The organism is Arthrobacter alpinus, assembly GCF_001445575.1.
Taxonomy (GTDB): Bacteria; Actinomycetota; Actinomycetes; order Actinomycetales; family Micrococcaceae; genus Specibacter; species Specibacter alpinus_C.
The window spans coordinates 1,531,339-1,545,204 of the sequence record NZ_CP013200.1 but is presented as its reverse complement, the minus strand read 5'-3'; the positions used below and the strand labels follow the sequence as shown (position 1 = coordinate 1,545,204).

Genomic DNA, 13,866 nt, shown 5'->3' with positions numbered 1-13,866 from the left:
TGCTGCCTACATTTGGGTGAAAGCTGCCACTGCAGGATCGGCGCCGATACGGCCACCGTCTTCCAGTGCCGAAATCCGCTGCAAATCAGCGTCGCTGAGCTGAATCTGGGCTGCCGCGAGGTTTTCCTGCATGCGCTTGGGCGTGACGGTCTTGGGGATCACGATGTTGCCCGTGCCCAGATGCCAGGCGAGCACCACCTGAGCCGGGGTGGCGCCATAGCTGGCGGCCAGCTCGGAGATAACGGCGTTGTCCAGGTCCTTGCCCTGCCCCAGCGGGCTGTACGCTTCCACAGCAATGCCGTGGCGCCGGCTCTTCTGCGCCAGCTCACGCTGCTGAAAGGTTGGGTGCGCTTCGATCTGGTTCACGGCAGGAATCACTGTGGACTTGCCCAACAGCTCATCCAGGTGCGGGGCCAAGAAGTTGGAAACACCAATGGCGCGGATCAGCCCCTCGGCATAGAGGGACTCCATGTCCTTCCAAGCCTGGATGAACAGCCCCTGCGACGGCACCGGCCAGTGGATCAGGTACAGATCGATCCAGTCCAGGCCCAGCGCCTTGCGGCTGGCTTCAAACGCGGCACGGGTGCTGCCCTGCTCGCCATTGCGCAGCTTGGTGGTGATAAACAGGTCTTCGCGGGCCAATCCGGATTCGGCAATGGCAGCTCCAACGCCGGACTCGTTACGGTATGCCGCGGCGGTATCAATGTGGCGGTAGCCCGTGGCTAGCGCCTCTGTCACAGCAACACGGGTTTCTTCTGGCGGGATCTGGAAGACCCCAAACCCGAGCTGCGGGATGGTGACTCCATTGTTCAGAGTCAGCTCCGGAACGGCCGTTGCCGCGGTGTTCACATCAGTCACGAAGAATCATTCCTTTCATTGTGTCCGTCTCCATGGATGGTCTCCCGGGACGGTTTCCTCCAGCCTAAGCGCGAACTGTAACGCGGTGTAGCTCATTGACGCGCTTTAGGTGTTTGAAGCGATCCTAGGATCAGCAGTCCTACCTTCACACTAGGCTCGCCCACTACACCGGGGCAGAATGGGAGCCATGGGTCAAAGTATTGAATTCGGCAGCTTCCTCTCCGCCATGCGGTCCCGCTTGGCTCCAGAACCGGAAGCTGCCCTCACCAACCGGCGGGTTCCCGGTTTACGTCGGGAGGAAGTAGCGCAGCGCGCTGGAGTGTCCACTGACTACTACACAAGGCTGGAGCAGGGACGTAACATTCACCCCTCCCGGTCGGTGCTGGCGTCGGTGGCCCGCGCTCTGCAACTCACCGATTCTGAGTCTGCCCATATGTACGATCTTCTGGAAAACTGCGGCGGACAGGCAAGCAGCCCGCCTGTTGTCCAGCGTGTGCGGGCCTCTATGCGTCAGCTCCTGGACGCGGTGGGCGAGATACCCGCCGTGGTCCTGGGCCGGCGCACCGACGTCTTGGCCAGCAACCGCATGGCCCGGCTACTCTTTGCCGACTTCCCGGCCATGGGCCGCGAACAACGTAATTACACGCGCTGGATCATGCTCGATCCGGGCGCGCGCGTGTTGTTCCGGGACTGGCATGGTGCTGCCTCGGACGCGGTGGCTGCCTTGCGTGCCGATATTGGCCGGCATCCCGGTGACCCTGCCGCCACTGCTCTGGTGGGTGAACTCGCTGTCAACAGCGAGGAGTTTCGGCAGTGGTGGGCGCGGCACACGGTGGCCCAGCGAGCCTCGGGTACCTTGACGCTGCACCATGGTGTGGTGGGCGATCTTTCGCTGGATTTTGAACATCTAATCCTCCCCGATGACACCGATCAAAGCCTGCGAATCTACACGGCCAAGAACGGATCCCCCTCGCAAGACGCCCTCAAATTGCTGTCCTCCTGGGCTGGCGGCTCCGAATCTACTCAACAAGTTTCCACTTCTTCCGAAGGAACCACATGAGCATGTTGTACACCCAGTTGGGCCGCAGCGGCCTGTCCGTCTCCACCCTCTGCCTTGGCACCATGAATTTTGGCCCACACACCGATGAGGCCGATGCCTTCAAGATCATGGATCAGGCCCATGAGGCAGGGCTGAATTTCTTTGACACGGCCAATGGCTACGGCGGCAATGACCGCCGGGGCTGGACCGAAGAAATCATTGGACGCTGGATCGCCCAGGGCGGGGGTCGGCGCGAGCGGACCGTGCTGGCCACGAAGGTCTATGCCAATATGACCGATTGGCCCAATGATTCGAAGCTGTCAGCGCTGAACATCCGCCGTTCCCTGGACGCTTCCCTGAAGCGCCTGCAGACCGACTACATCGATCTGTACCAGTTCCACCATGTGGACCGGGATACTCCCTGGGATGAGATCTGGCAGGCCATCGACGTCGCCGTGCAGCAGGGTAAGATCCTGTACGCCGGCAGCTCCAACTTTGCCGGCTGGCACATTGCCGCCGCACAGGAGGCTGCCGCGCGCCGGCCCGTCACCGGGCTGGTCAGCGAACAGTCCATCTACAGCCTGCTGGAGCGCAGCGTGGAACGTGAAGTCATTCCCGCCGCCGAACACTACGGTTTAGGGCTGCTCCCGTGGTCGCCGTTGCATGGCGGGCTGCTCGGTGGTGTGCTGCAAAAGCAGAACGACGGCGTCCGCAGGATTGAGGGCCGCGCTGCCGAGGCGTTGGCCACCCACCATGACGCCATTGCCGCCTTTGAATCCTTCGCCGCGGATTTGGGGCATGCCCCGGGCGACGTGGCGCTAGCGTGGCTCATCCATCAGCCGGCCGTGACGGCACCCATTATTGGACCGCGCACCTCGGCCCAGCTCGAAGCGGGCCTGCGTGCTGTGAATCTTTCGCTGGACGCCGACGCGTTAGCTACCCTCGATAAGATCTTCCCCGGTCCGAAGACTGCCCCGGAAGACTACGCCTGGTGAGCGGCTTCAACGACGGCGTTGGTCAAGGATTGCACCTCCGCCAAGACGCACCCGGGGGCCTGGCCGATTCATCCTCCGAGGCCCAAAGGCTCGGAGGGGATGAAGGACTCTGGCGGCGCCCAGCACTGCGGGTGTTGTTCATTGGGGGAACGGGCACCATCAGTGCGGCGGCCGTGGCGCGGGCCGCGGCTCTGGGGTACACCGTGACGGTGCTGAACCGCGCGGCGAGTTCCGTGCGGCAGCTTCCCTCCGGCGTCGAACATCTTGTGGCTGATGTCAGGGACCCAGCCGCCGTTGCCGCAGCCTTGGGCACGCGAAGCTTTGACGTTGTGGCTGACTTCCTCACGTTCACACCGAAGCATGCCTACGCCGCAGTGGAGCTTTTCCGTGGCCGCACGGGGCAATACTTGTTCATCAGTTCGGCCTCGGCGTACCAGAAGCCACCGGCCCGCCTGCCCATCACGGAATCCACTCCCCTGCGAAATCCCTTCTGGCAGTATTCGCGGGACAAGATCGCCTGTGAGGATATTTTCACGCAGGCTTTCCGAGAGGACGACTTCCCGGTCACCATTGTTCGCCCGTCCCACACCTATGATCACACCGGGCTTCCGCTGCTGTTCGGCTGGACCGATGTGCACCGCATGCGGGCCGGGCTCCCGGTGGTGGTGCACGGCGATGGGACCTCGTTGTGGACGCTGACGCACACCAACGATTTCGCTGTGGGGTTCGTGGGGCTGTTCGGTCTCCCTGTGGCGGGTGAGGCCTTTACCATCACCTCCGACGACGTTCTGCCGTGGGATGCCGTGTACCGCAGCGTTGCCGCGGCGGCCGGGGTGCCCGATCCCGTGCTGGTGCATGTGGCGAGCGAGAAAATCGCAGCTGTCGCTCCCGCGTTTGGGCCCGGCCTACTAGGCGATAAAGCTCATTCGGTCATGTTTGATAACTCCCGGGTCAAGTCTTTGGTGCCAGCGTTTGGCACCACCATCCGTTTCGCGGATGCGGCCCACGCGATTCTGGCGTGGCATGTTGCTCATCCTCAGGCGCGCGTGGTGAATGCGGAGTACATGGCACTCTCGGATCGTTTGGCCGCCCTTTAACCAGCAGAAACTCAACTGGTGTTTGCGGGGAAAATAACGTTCTTTTTCCGCATATGAGGATATAGACTGCGAATATGACACTTATTCGCGTTTCAGAGGCAGCTCGTTTCTTGGGCGTGAGCGACGATACCGTCCGGCGCTGGCTGGATAACGGCATCCTGGGCGGCCAGAAGGACCAACAGGGGAAACTGGTCATTGACGGGATTGAGCTGGCTGCCCTGGCCAAGTCACAATCGATGCTGCCAGCGGACCCCACCGGTGTTGGCAGCTCGGCCCGGAACCGCTTCGTTGGGCTCGTCACCAACGTCATCATGGACAAGGTCATGGCCCAAGTTGAGCTCCAATGCGGACCGTTCCGCGTGGTGTCCCTGATGAGCAGCGAGGCGGTGCGGGACCTAAAGCTTGAGCCCGGCTCCGTGGCAACCGCCGTCGTCAAATCAACCAACGTCATCATTGAAGTTCCGAACGGCGGAAAATCCTCGTGAAACTCCCCTTCAAAAAACTTTCAGCCCTGGCCGCGGCCGCCATTCTCACCGTGTCGCTGACATCCTGTGCTCCCGCCAGCGACACCACATCAACACCAGCAGCAGCGTCAGCAACTGCCCCTGAGCTTTCAGGAACCTTGAGCGTGTTCGCCGCCGCATCGCTGAAAAAGACCTTTACGGATCTGGCCACAGCATTCGAGGCCGCACATCCAAAGGTAAAAGTGTCACTGAGCTTTGATGGCTCATCAACGCTAGTCACCCAGATCATCCAGGGGGCACGGGCGGATGTATTTGCCTCGGCCGACACCAAGAACATGACCAAGCTCAGCGACGCCAAGATGGCAGCCGGGGAACCCCTTGACTTTGCCACCAATTTTTTGACGCTGGTAGTCCCACCGACTAATCCAGCCAACATTGCCAGCTTTGCCGATGCCGCCAAAGCCGGCACCAAATTAGTGATCTGCGCCCCCCAAGTCCCGTGTGGTGCAGCTGCACTCTCGGATGCAACGAACGCGGGCCTGACTCTGGCGCCGGTCAGCGAAGAGCTGAATGTCACCAGTGTGCTTGGCAAGGTCACCTCCGGAGAAGCTGATGCCGGACTGGTCTATGTCACCGACGCAAAGTCCGCGGGCCAGGCGGTCACGGAAGTGCCCCTCAAACTCGCTACGCCGACGGTCAACAAGTACCCCATTGTTGCCGTTGAAGGTTCAAAGCAGCAGGAGCTTGCCCAGGCATTCATCGCACTGGTGACGGCTCCGCAAGGACAGAAAGTCCTCCAGGATGCAGGTTTTGGCACCCCGTAGCAGTCCCCGCCGAGTCGGGGAGCCGTGGCAGTTTCAGGCGGTTCCCCGATGGGTCTACCTGCTAGCCGGCGTGGGAGCACTGTTCATTCTGCTGCCCCTTGTGGGCATGGTCGCTCAGGTGGACTGGATTCAGTTCATCCCCCTGATCAGCTCCGAATCTTCCGTGGCTGCGCTTGGTCTGAGCCTGAAAACAGCCACGGCCAGCACCGTACTGTGCATCATTTTTGGCGTCCCGTTGGCGTTGGTTCTGGCCCGGGCGAGCTTTCGCGGCCAAGGTGTTTTGCGTGCGCTGATCCTGCTGCCACTGGTGGTGCCGCCGGTGGTGGGCGGACTGGCCTTGCTCTACACTTTTGGCCGCGTGGGTTTGATTGGCCAGACGTTGAGTACTTTTGGCATCGACATTGCGTTTTCCACAACTGCCGTGGTGATGGCTCAGGCGTTTGTGGCTTTGCCTTTTTTGGTGCTCAGTCTTGAGGGTTCGTTGCGGACCGCCGGGCAAAAGTACGAGGCCGTTGCCGCCACTCTGGGCGCCCGCCCTTCAACTGTGCTGCGCCGCATTACGCTGCCCCTCGTGCTGCCCGGTCTGGTCTCGGGCGCGGTGCTGGCGTTCGCTCGCAGCCTGGGCGAATTTGGTGCCACACTCACCTTCGCCGGGAGCCTTCAAGGCGTCACCCGCACTCTGCCGCTGGAGATTTACCTTCAGCGCGAGACGGACCCCGATGCCGCCGTGGCCCTCTCCTTCCTCCTGATTGCGGTCGCCTTGGTCGTGGTGCTTCTCGCGTACCGAACTCCTCGTTCACCCCTTCGGGCAGTTGTCCGCGGAACCGCTTCTCGACAGGACGTGCTGCCATGACGCTGGAGCTGAGCATGGCCATCGGCGCCCGAAATCTGGATCTCGCCTTGAGCGTTGGCCCCGCCGAAACCGTCGCGCTTATGGGGGCCAACGGCGCCGGGAAGTCTTCTGTGCTGCAGGCCTTGTCCGGACTGGTGAAGCCCGACGCCGGTCACGCCACCTTGGGTGGGCGGCCCTTGTTCCGCGTGGGTTCTGCCGGTTTTGGCGAAACAGGCGGTTCTGGCGGCACGGGCAGTACCTGGCTGCCGCCGCATAAGCGCGGCATTGGCACACTGGCCCAGGAACCCCTGTTGTTTCCGCACTTGAGCGTCTTGGACAATGTGGCGTTCGGGCCGCGCAGCGCAGGTGCCACAAAAGCTGCCGCTGCGACAACGGCCTTGCAGTGGCTGCGCGAAGTGGACGCCGGAGAACTCGCCGAACGTAAACCCGCTCAGCTCTCTGGCGGGCAGGCCCAACGCGTGGCACTGGCTCGCGCGCTGGCCACCGACCCGGAACTGCTCCTGCTTGACGAGCCCATGGCGGCCCTGGATGTCAACACCACGCCGTTTCTGCGCAGCCTGCTCAAACGAGTCTTGGCCAACCGGCGCGCCATCATCGTCACCCACGATGTCCTCGACGCGCTCATGCTCGCGGACCGGATCATCGTCATGGAGCAGGGCCGGATCGTGGAAGCCGGCCCCACCGCCGCGGTGTTGGCCCACCCCCGCAGCACCTTCGCGGCCTCCTTGGCTGGGCTCAACGTCCTTACCGGTTCCCTGTCCGGATCCACTCTCTTAATGCCCGACGGCGTCAAAGTGGCCGGTCGCCCCGCCGGAGAAGCGCTCTCTCAAGCACCTCTGCCCGCCCCAGCACCTCCGACAGAAGGTGGGCCAGAAGGCATGGCCGCGTTCGCGCCGTCGTCCGTGTCCGTGTTCTTGTCGCCACCGGCAGGAAGCCCGCGCAACTGTTTCCAGGTGCAAGTCACCGAGCTCGAGCCTCAAGGCGGACATATCCGGGTCCGTGCGTCTGGGCTTGCCGCCGATGTCTCCCCCGCCGCCATCGCTGAATTGGGTCTGGAGCCTGGAGCCAAGGCGTTCTTCGTGGTCAAAGCTGCCGAAGTGGTGCTGTACCCGGCCTAGGTCTCACGCCCGGAATTCGCGTCAGTCGCGGTCTCAATCCTCAAGCACGGTCTCGATTTCCACCCGGGAAACGAAAAACCCCCGGCTGTTAGGCCGAGGGTTTTCCTCATCATGGTTGCGGGGACAGGATTTGAACCTGTGACCTCCGGGTTATGAGCCCGGCGAGCTACCGAACTGCTCCACCCCGCGTTGCGTCCTCAACAGTACATGCCTTTCGGCGAAACACCAACTCGAGAGGCTCCTCGGGGCAAATTCTTTCCTCGAGTGTTCAGATAATGTACGTTTGAGCCCAAAAAAGGCCCGAAACCGTACATTATCTGAACACTCGAGCCATCCGCAGGTGACCAGAACCACTCTTAGCGGTGTTTGAAGTTGGCCGCGCGCTTTTCTGTGAAGGCCGCCATGCCCTCTTTTTGGTCCTGGGTGGCGAAACAGGCAAAAATGGAGCGCCGTTCCATACGGACTCCCTCGGCCAACGTGGTTTCAAAGGCAGCATTGACCGCTTCCTTAGCAATCATCGCCACGGGCTTGGACATGGAAGCGATGGTATCGGCCGTGGCCAGGGCGTCCTCCAGCAGTGAATCCACGGGTACAACGCGCGCCACGAGTCCGGCCTGCTCGGCTTCCATGGCGCCCATGACCCTGCCCGTCAGCACCATTTCCATGGCCTTAGCCTTGCCAATAGCGCGGGTCAACCGCTGCGATCCGCCCATTCCGGGGATCACGCCGAGCTTGATTTCCGGCTGTCCAAACTTGGCGTTGTCACCAGCAATGATGAAATCGGCGATCATGGCCAGCTCGCAGCCACCGCCCAACGCATGGCCCGCCACAGCAGCGATGATGGGCGTGCGAACCCGGGCCAGCTCATCCCAGGCCGAGAACCAGTTGCTCAGGTACATATCCACCGAGGACTTGTCCGCCATTTCCTTGATGTCTGCCCCGGCGGCGAAGGCCCGTGAAGAACCGGTGATGACAATGGCGCCGACTCCGTGATCGGCGTCAAAGGACTGCGCCGCGGCAAGGATCTCCCGTCCCATGGCATCGTTCAAGGCATTCAGCGCCTCGGGCCGATTGAGCGTAATGAGACCCACCCGGCCCCGTTGTTCGGTCAGGATGAAGGAAGGCTGCGTCATAAAAACAAGTTCCGTTCGGTTCAAGGTCGGTGAAGTGATCTAGTCGGTTTCAGGGTGGTCCGAGGCTGCCCGGATGGTGTTGATGATGCCGGAAAAGTCGGTGCCAGCGCCTCCGTCGAGGGCAAACTCACGGTAAATTTCCTCTGCGGAGCGGCCCAGCACAGCCTCCACGCCGGTGGCATTGAGCGCTTCCACCGCCAGCCCCAAATCCTTGGCCATCAGCGCTCCGGCAAATCCGGGAACGTAATCACGGTTGGCCGGGCTGGTGGATACGGGGCCGGGCACCGGACAGTTGGTGGTCAACGCCCAGCATTGTCCCGAAGCATTGGCCGCCACGTCGTACAGCGCCTGATGCGTCAGTCCCAACTTTTCACCGAGGACAAAGGCCTCGCTGACGGCAATCATGGACACGCCCAAGATCATGTTGTTGCAGACCTTGGCAGCCTGTCCGGCGCCCGGTCCGCCGCAATGCACGATCCGCCGCCCCATGACTTCAAAGATGGGAGCTGCTGCGGCAAAGTCGTCCTCGGAGCCGCCCACCATGAACGTCAACGTCCCAGCTTCGGCCCCCACAACACCGCCTGACACAGGAGCATCCAGGCCGCGGTGACCGCCGGCAACCACCATCTCGTGTGCCGTGCGGGCATCCTCAACAGAAATGGTGGAGCACTCCAAGAACAAGGCCCCGGCCTTGGCGGCCGCCAACAGTCCCCCACCAGGTCCTTCACCCTCAAACGCGGCAAAGACGTGCTTTCCGGCTGGCAGCATCGTGATGATGACATCGGCCCCCAGCGCGGCCGCAGCCGATGATTCGGCCACCACCACACCTGCCGCAGCGGCCGCTTCCAACGCAGCCGGCACCACGTCGAAGCCCGTGACGGAATATCCGGCAGACACCAGATTCGCCGCCATGGGACCGCCCATATGACCCAGCCCAATGAAGGCAACGGAGGTCTCTTGGACATCCTGCCGGCCCGAATTTTCGTAGCTCATGGTCAGCTCCCTTTCGCAGTTTTTTCAGGTGCCGTATCTAAAGGTGCGCTCAGCCCCAGCTCCAGCGCTCCCAAATCGGCAAAGGTGCCTTCCACCACAGCGTTGTCGACCTCGGACAGCGTTGCCGGCTGCCATGCAGGGTTCCGGTCCTTATCCACCAGCTGCGCCCGGATCCCTTCGGCAAAATCGGGCCAGCGAAGCGCCCGCAGCGAGACCCGAAATTCCTGATTCAACGCTTCCTCCAGCGAGCCTGCCAGCCGCGCCCGCCGCAGTGCCGCCAAGGTCACTGCCACGGCCGTGGGCGACTTCCCCGCGATAGTCTCCGCCGCCGCCGAAGCCGCGGGGTCGCCCATGGAGGCCAATCGCTCAAGGATGGTCCCGGCGTCGTCCGGGGCATACGCCTCATCGATCCACCAGCGCGCCCTGGCCAACGCGGATTCCGGCGGAACCTGCCCATAACGTCCGACGACGGCACTCGCCTCACGCTGCGCGAGCTCGGCTACCAGCGTGGGCAAGACGGCGGAATCGACGTAGTGGCTGGCCAGTCCCATGGCGATGGCGTCGGCCCCGCTGAACATGGCGCCGGTCAGGGCCGCGTGGACGCCCAACTCCCCGGGAGTGTGTGCCAGCAGCCAGGTGCCGCCCACATCCGGGACGAATCCGATGCCTGTTTCCGGCATGCCGATCCGGGAGCGTTCGGTCACGATCCGGTGCGAGGCGTGAGCGGAAATCCCCACGCCGCCGCCCAACACCACCCCGTCCATCAGCGTGACAATGGGTTTAGGATAGCGCTTTATTCGGGCGTTGAGATGGTATTCATGGCGCCAGAACGTCTCGCTGGAATCACCGCCGCTGCGGGCATCGTGGTAGATCGAGACGATGTCCCCGCCTGCGCACAAGCCCCGCTCCCCCGCGCCGGAAATGAGAACTGTTGACACGGCAGGGTCGTTTTCCCACTCATCCAGGGCGGCCGCAATGGCCACCACCATGCCGTGGTTGAGTGCGTTCATAGCCGCTGGCCGGTTCAGAACCAAGTGCCCCAGCTGGCCGGTGCGCTCCACGAGAACGTCGTTGTGCTCCATGTTTCCATCCTCCACGGTTCAGCGCTCCACGGCCAGACGGCCAATGATCAAACGCATGATTTCATTGCTGCCTTCAAGAATTTGGTGCACGCGCAGGTCCCGGACCAGTTTTTCCAGGCCGTATTCGCTGAGATAGCCGTAGCCGCCGTGCAGTTGCAGGGCCTGATTCGCCACCTGAAATCCGGCGTCGGTGGCGACAAGTTTCGCCATGGCACACAATTTCACCGTGTCCGGGGCACCGGCGTCAAGCGCTTGTGCGGCGCGAATCAGCATGGTCCGGGAGAGTTCCAGATCGGTGTCCATCTGGGCTATCTCAAAGAGCAGGTGCTGCTTTTCAATGAGCGGGCCACCGAAGGCCTGACGCTCTTTCAAGTACGCGATGGACTTCTCCAACGCAGCCCGTCCGCCGCCCAACGAGCAGGCGCCAATGTTCACACGCCCGCCGTTGAGGCCCTTCATGGCAATCCCAAAACCATCGCCCTCTTCGCCGAGCCGATTCCCCACCGGGATGCGCACATCCTGGAAAACCACTTGGCGGGTGGGTTGGGCCCGCCAGCCCATTTTCTTCTCATTCGCACCGAAACTGAGGCCCTTGGCATCCGCCGGAACCACGACCGCGGTGATCCCCCGTGCGCCTTTGTCGGCCGTCCGGACCATCACCAAATACCAGGCGGAGGAGCCTGCGCCGGAGATGAATTGTTTGGTTCCGTTGAGGATGTAATCCTCGCCGTCCCGCACGGCCCGGGTGGTGATGGCTGCAGCGTCGGACCCCACGCCGGGTTCGGAAAGGCAGTAGCTGGTCAGCTCGGTCATGGCCGTGATGCCCGGCAACCAGGCGGCGCGCTGCTCTTGGTTGCCGAAGGCGTCAATCATCCACGCCACCATGTTGTGAATGGAGATATAGGCAGCGATGGTGGGGTCCACGGCGGCAAGCTCTTCAAAGATCAACAAGGCATCCACCCGGCTCAGCCCGGATCCGCCATACTCCTCCCCACATAGATGCCGCCCATGCCCAGGGCGCCGGCCTCGGCCAGCACATCGACGGGGAAGTGTTTTTCCTCGTCCCACGCGGCCGTATGGGGAGCCATGGCAGTGGCCGCGAAATCGCGCACCATCTCCACCACGGCCTGTTGTTCGGCAGTCTGCTCATTCACGGGGTGCCTCCTTCTACCGCGTCATTGCGGTAACGGTGGTTAGCTGACAGTCCCTAGGATGTGGGGCCGCCGTGGGGCCGGGCACCTTAGGTGAGGTGTCCGGCGTCGAACTTTATTTGGTGACCTTGCCCATCAGGGATGCGACGGGGCGAAGGAACAGCGGCTGGGCCAGGAACCAGGCGGCGGCCATGACCACCAGGGAGCCGGCGAAGATGCCAAAGCCCCACCAGTTGACCACATCGCTGGAGGTGTACATGTGGTTGAGGTTGCGCAGGGCGCCCGTGGCCAGCACCAGTGTCACGTGGATGATGATAAAGGCCACGAAGTACAGCATGACCGGGAAGTGCAGTGCGCGGGCAGCTGTGATGGGGTAGATCTTGTTTAGCGTGGTGGCGTTTTTGGGCCAGGCGCCGGACATGCGCAGGCCGGTGGCGATGGCCAGAGGTGCGGCGATGAAGACGGTGATGAAGTAGGTCAGGAGTTGCAGGCCGTTGTAGTTGACCCAGCCGTTGTCAGTGGGCCAGTCGAGCGAGAGGTACTGCAGGCCGGCCGAGATGGCGTTGGGGAACACGTCCCAGCTGGTGGGGACGATGCGCATCCACTGGCCGGTGAAGAACAGCACCACGATGAAGATGGCGCCGTTGAGTACCCAGAGGGCGTCGAGGGTCAGGTGGAACCAGAGGTCGAGGCTGATCTTCGTGGGGGCGTTCTTGGTTTTGATGGCCCCCTTGTTGTTGCGGATCCAGTGGGCGGCGGGTCGCTTGGTGGTGCGGACCTGCCAGCCTGAGCGGATGATGAGCAGAATCAAGAACATGTTGATGAAGTGCTGCCAGCCCAGCCAGGCTGGGAGCCCCACGGGTGCGCTGGCGGGCAGTTCCGAGTGCCCCGGGTAGCTTTCCATGAAGCCCTTGACACCGTCAAGGCCGGTCAGCCAGCGCGCAGCCAAGACCGCAATGGCCAGCAAGATGATCAAGCTGGCGCCGGACACGCCGATTTTTGTCCACAGGCCCAGGGCTTTCCAACGCTCGGAGACGCCAGCGGCCTGCTTATTCTTAGGGGTCGACATGGTCTTGAATCCTCTTTCACGTGCTCCCAGTGGAAGCAGCCGGGCGGTGTCGGCACCGCTTTGCAACAGTTACTATTTGTAGCATTTGTGGATGTGTTTTCATCCATTGTCCGTCATGGATGGAAACGCGCCTTGCCCCGCCGCCACTACGACTCCGGGGCACTGGTCCGGGGTGGTTAGCGTTCGCGGGCCGCCAACGCTTCGATGAGCTGCGGTACAACGGTGAATACATCGCCCACGACCCCGAAATCGGCCACGTCAAAGATGGGCGAATCGCCGTCCTTGTTGATGGCCACAATGGTTTTAGCCGTCTGCATGCCGGCCCGGTGCTGGATGGCACCGGAGATACCGAGGGCCACGTACAACTGCGGGGAGACGCTGACACCTGTCTGCCCCACCTGCGCATGCTGGTCCACATATCCGGCATCGACGGCCGCACGGGAAGCGCCAATGGCCGCACCCAGTGCGTCGGCCAGCTGTTCCACCAGCACAAAGTTTTCCTTGGAGCCCAGGCCGCGCCCGCCGGAGACCACGGTCTTGGCGCTGCGCAGTTCGGGGCGGCTGCTGGTTGCCGGGGCGTCGTTGATGGCGGTGACGTGGGCGCCGGGGACGGTGCCGGTCAGGGCTGCGGTCACGAGTTCGACGGCGCCGCCTCCTTCGTTGGACACACCGTCGATGGCACCCTGGCGGATGGTGATGATGGGCAGGCCGCCCTCCACCGTTGATTCGACGTCGTAGGCGCCGCCAAAGATGGAATGGCCGGCCACAATGCGGCTATTCTCCAAGCCTGCAGAGTCCAATGCTGCCGGGTCCAAACGCACTGACACGGCATCAACCAGCAGCGCCCCGCCCACCCGCACAGACAACCGGGCAGCCACTTCGCGCCCGTCGACCGAGTTCGCCACCAGCACGGCGGCCGGCTGGTACGCCGCAACGGCCGCTTGCAACGCTTCCACGGCGGGGCCAGTCAGCAGCGATCCAGCTGCCGGGCCAATGCCCTGGTACACCGCAGCGGCACCGAGCTGTCCGAGCAGGGCTGAATTGACGGCGTCGACCTCGGCATTGGCAGCCACCACGGCAACAGGGTTCCCGAGTGAGGCGGCAGCGCCCAGCAGTCCGCGCGCCGAGGGGGCAAGATCGCCGGCGTGGGTGAGTTCAATGAGAGTCAGAATACTTGCCATGATGCTGCC

Annotated in this window: 13 protein-coding genes, 1 tRNA gene and 1 pseudogene; 7 read left to right on the top strand and 8 right to left on the bottom strand. The window is 62.8% G+C overall.

The features are described 5' to 3' along the window. Window positions 1–6 precede the first annotated feature (6 nt). Window positions 7–858: an aldo/keto reductase gene (locus AS189_RS06870; RefSeq protein WP_237759988.1), complete on the bottom strand. Its 852-nt coding sequence runs from the start codon at window positions 856–858 to the stop codon at window positions 7–9. Between the two features lie 187 nt (window positions 859–1,045). Here AS189_RS06870 and AS189_RS06865 point away from each other — a divergent pair, with 187 nt between their 5' ends. From AS189_RS06865 to AS189_RS06835, 7 genes are all read left to right on the top strand, one after another. Beyond that, window positions 1,046–1,918, top strand: a complete 873-nt coding sequence (locus tag AS189_RS06865; RefSeq protein WP_062286882.1) for a helix-turn-helix transcriptional regulator — start codon at window positions 1,046–1,048, stop codon at window positions 1,916–1,918. 2 nt (window positions 1,919–1,920) lie between these two features. Further along, window positions 1,921–2,892, top strand: coding sequence for an aldo/keto reductase (locus AS189_RS06860; RefSeq protein ID WP_062286881.1), 972 nt, complete (start codon window positions 1,921–1,923; stop codon window positions 2,890–2,892). A 125-nt stretch (window positions 2,893–3,017) separates the two neighbouring features. Continuing rightward, the gene (locus AS189_RS06855) at window positions 3,018–3,989 is read left to right on the top strand and encodes an NAD-dependent epimerase/dehydratase family protein (RefSeq protein ID WP_062293153.1); all 972 of its coding nucleotides are present in this window, start codon (window positions 3,018–3,020) and stop codon (window positions 3,987–3,989) included. 74 nt (window positions 3,990–4,063) lie between these two features. Next, the gene (locus tag AS189_RS06850) at window positions 4,064–4,474 is read left to right on the top strand and encodes a TOBE domain-containing protein (protein ID WP_062286880.1); all 411 of its coding nucleotides are present in this window, start codon (window positions 4,064–4,066) and stop codon (window positions 4,472–4,474) included. Further along, window positions 4,471–5,277 (top strand): molybdate ABC transporter substrate-binding protein, encoded by an 807-nt coding sequence (modA, locus tag AS189_RS06845; RefSeq protein ID WP_082634134.1) that lies wholly within the window; start codon window positions 4,471–4,473, stop codon window positions 5,275–5,277. Before AS189_RS06850 ends, modA begins: the two co-directional genes overlap by 4 nt. Beyond that, complete coding sequence (locus AS189_RS06840; protein ID WP_062293149.1) at window positions 5,264–6,130, top strand: ABC transporter permease; 867 nt, start codon at window positions 5,264–5,266, stop codon at window positions 6,128–6,130. The genes modA and AS189_RS06840 overlap by 14 nt, the downstream gene beginning before the upstream one ends. Next, on the top strand, window positions 6,127–7,248 hold the full coding sequence (locus AS189_RS06835) for a sulfate/molybdate ABC transporter ATP-binding protein (protein ID WP_062286878.1): 1,122 nt from the start codon (window positions 6,127–6,129) through the stop codon (window positions 7,246–7,248). Before AS189_RS06840 ends, AS189_RS06835 begins: the two co-directional genes overlap by 4 nt. Before the next feature lie 112 nt (window positions 7,249–7,360). Here the strand turns inward: AS189_RS06835 and AS189_RS06830 are convergent. The 7 genes and pseudogenes from AS189_RS06830 to AS189_RS06800 form a co-directional block, all read right to left on the bottom strand. Further along, window positions 7,361–7,437: transfer RNA gene (locus tag AS189_RS06830), tRNA-Met, on the bottom strand. 167 nt (window positions 7,438–7,604) lie between these two features. Then, the gene (locus AS189_RS06825) at window positions 7,605–8,381 is read right to left on the bottom strand and encodes an enoyl-CoA hydratase (protein WP_062286877.1); all 777 of its coding nucleotides are present in this window, start codon (window positions 8,379–8,381) and stop codon (window positions 7,605–7,607) included. A gap of 39 nt (window positions 8,382–8,420) precedes the next feature. Next, window positions 8,421–9,374, bottom strand: coding sequence for a 3-hydroxyisobutyrate dehydrogenase (mmsB, locus tag AS189_RS06820; RefSeq protein ID WP_062286876.1), 954 nt, complete (start codon window positions 9,372–9,374; stop codon window positions 8,421–8,423). A gap of 2 nt (window positions 9,375–9,376) precedes the next feature. After that, entirely contained in the window at window positions 9,377–10,456 is a 1,080-nt protein-coding gene (locus tag AS189_RS06815) for an enoyl-CoA hydratase/isomerase family protein (RefSeq protein WP_062286875.1), read from the bottom strand. A gap of 18 nt (window positions 10,457–10,474) precedes the next feature. Then, window positions 10,475–11,571: pseudogene (locus tag AS189_RS06810) on the bottom strand (acyl-CoA dehydrogenase family protein). A 151-nt stretch (window positions 11,572–11,722) separates the two neighbouring features. Further along, a complete protein-coding gene (locus AS189_RS06805; RefSeq protein ID WP_082634499.1) occupies window positions 11,723–12,676 on the bottom strand; it encodes a cytochrome b/b6 domain-containing protein in 954 nt (317 codons plus the stop codon). Between the two features lie 176 nt (window positions 12,677–12,852). Beyond that, entirely contained in the window at window positions 12,853–13,857 is a 1,005-nt protein-coding gene (locus tag AS189_RS06800; protein ID WP_062286874.1) for an electron transfer flavoprotein subunit alpha/FixB family protein, read from the bottom strand. Window positions 13,858–13,866: the final 9 nt, after the last annotated feature.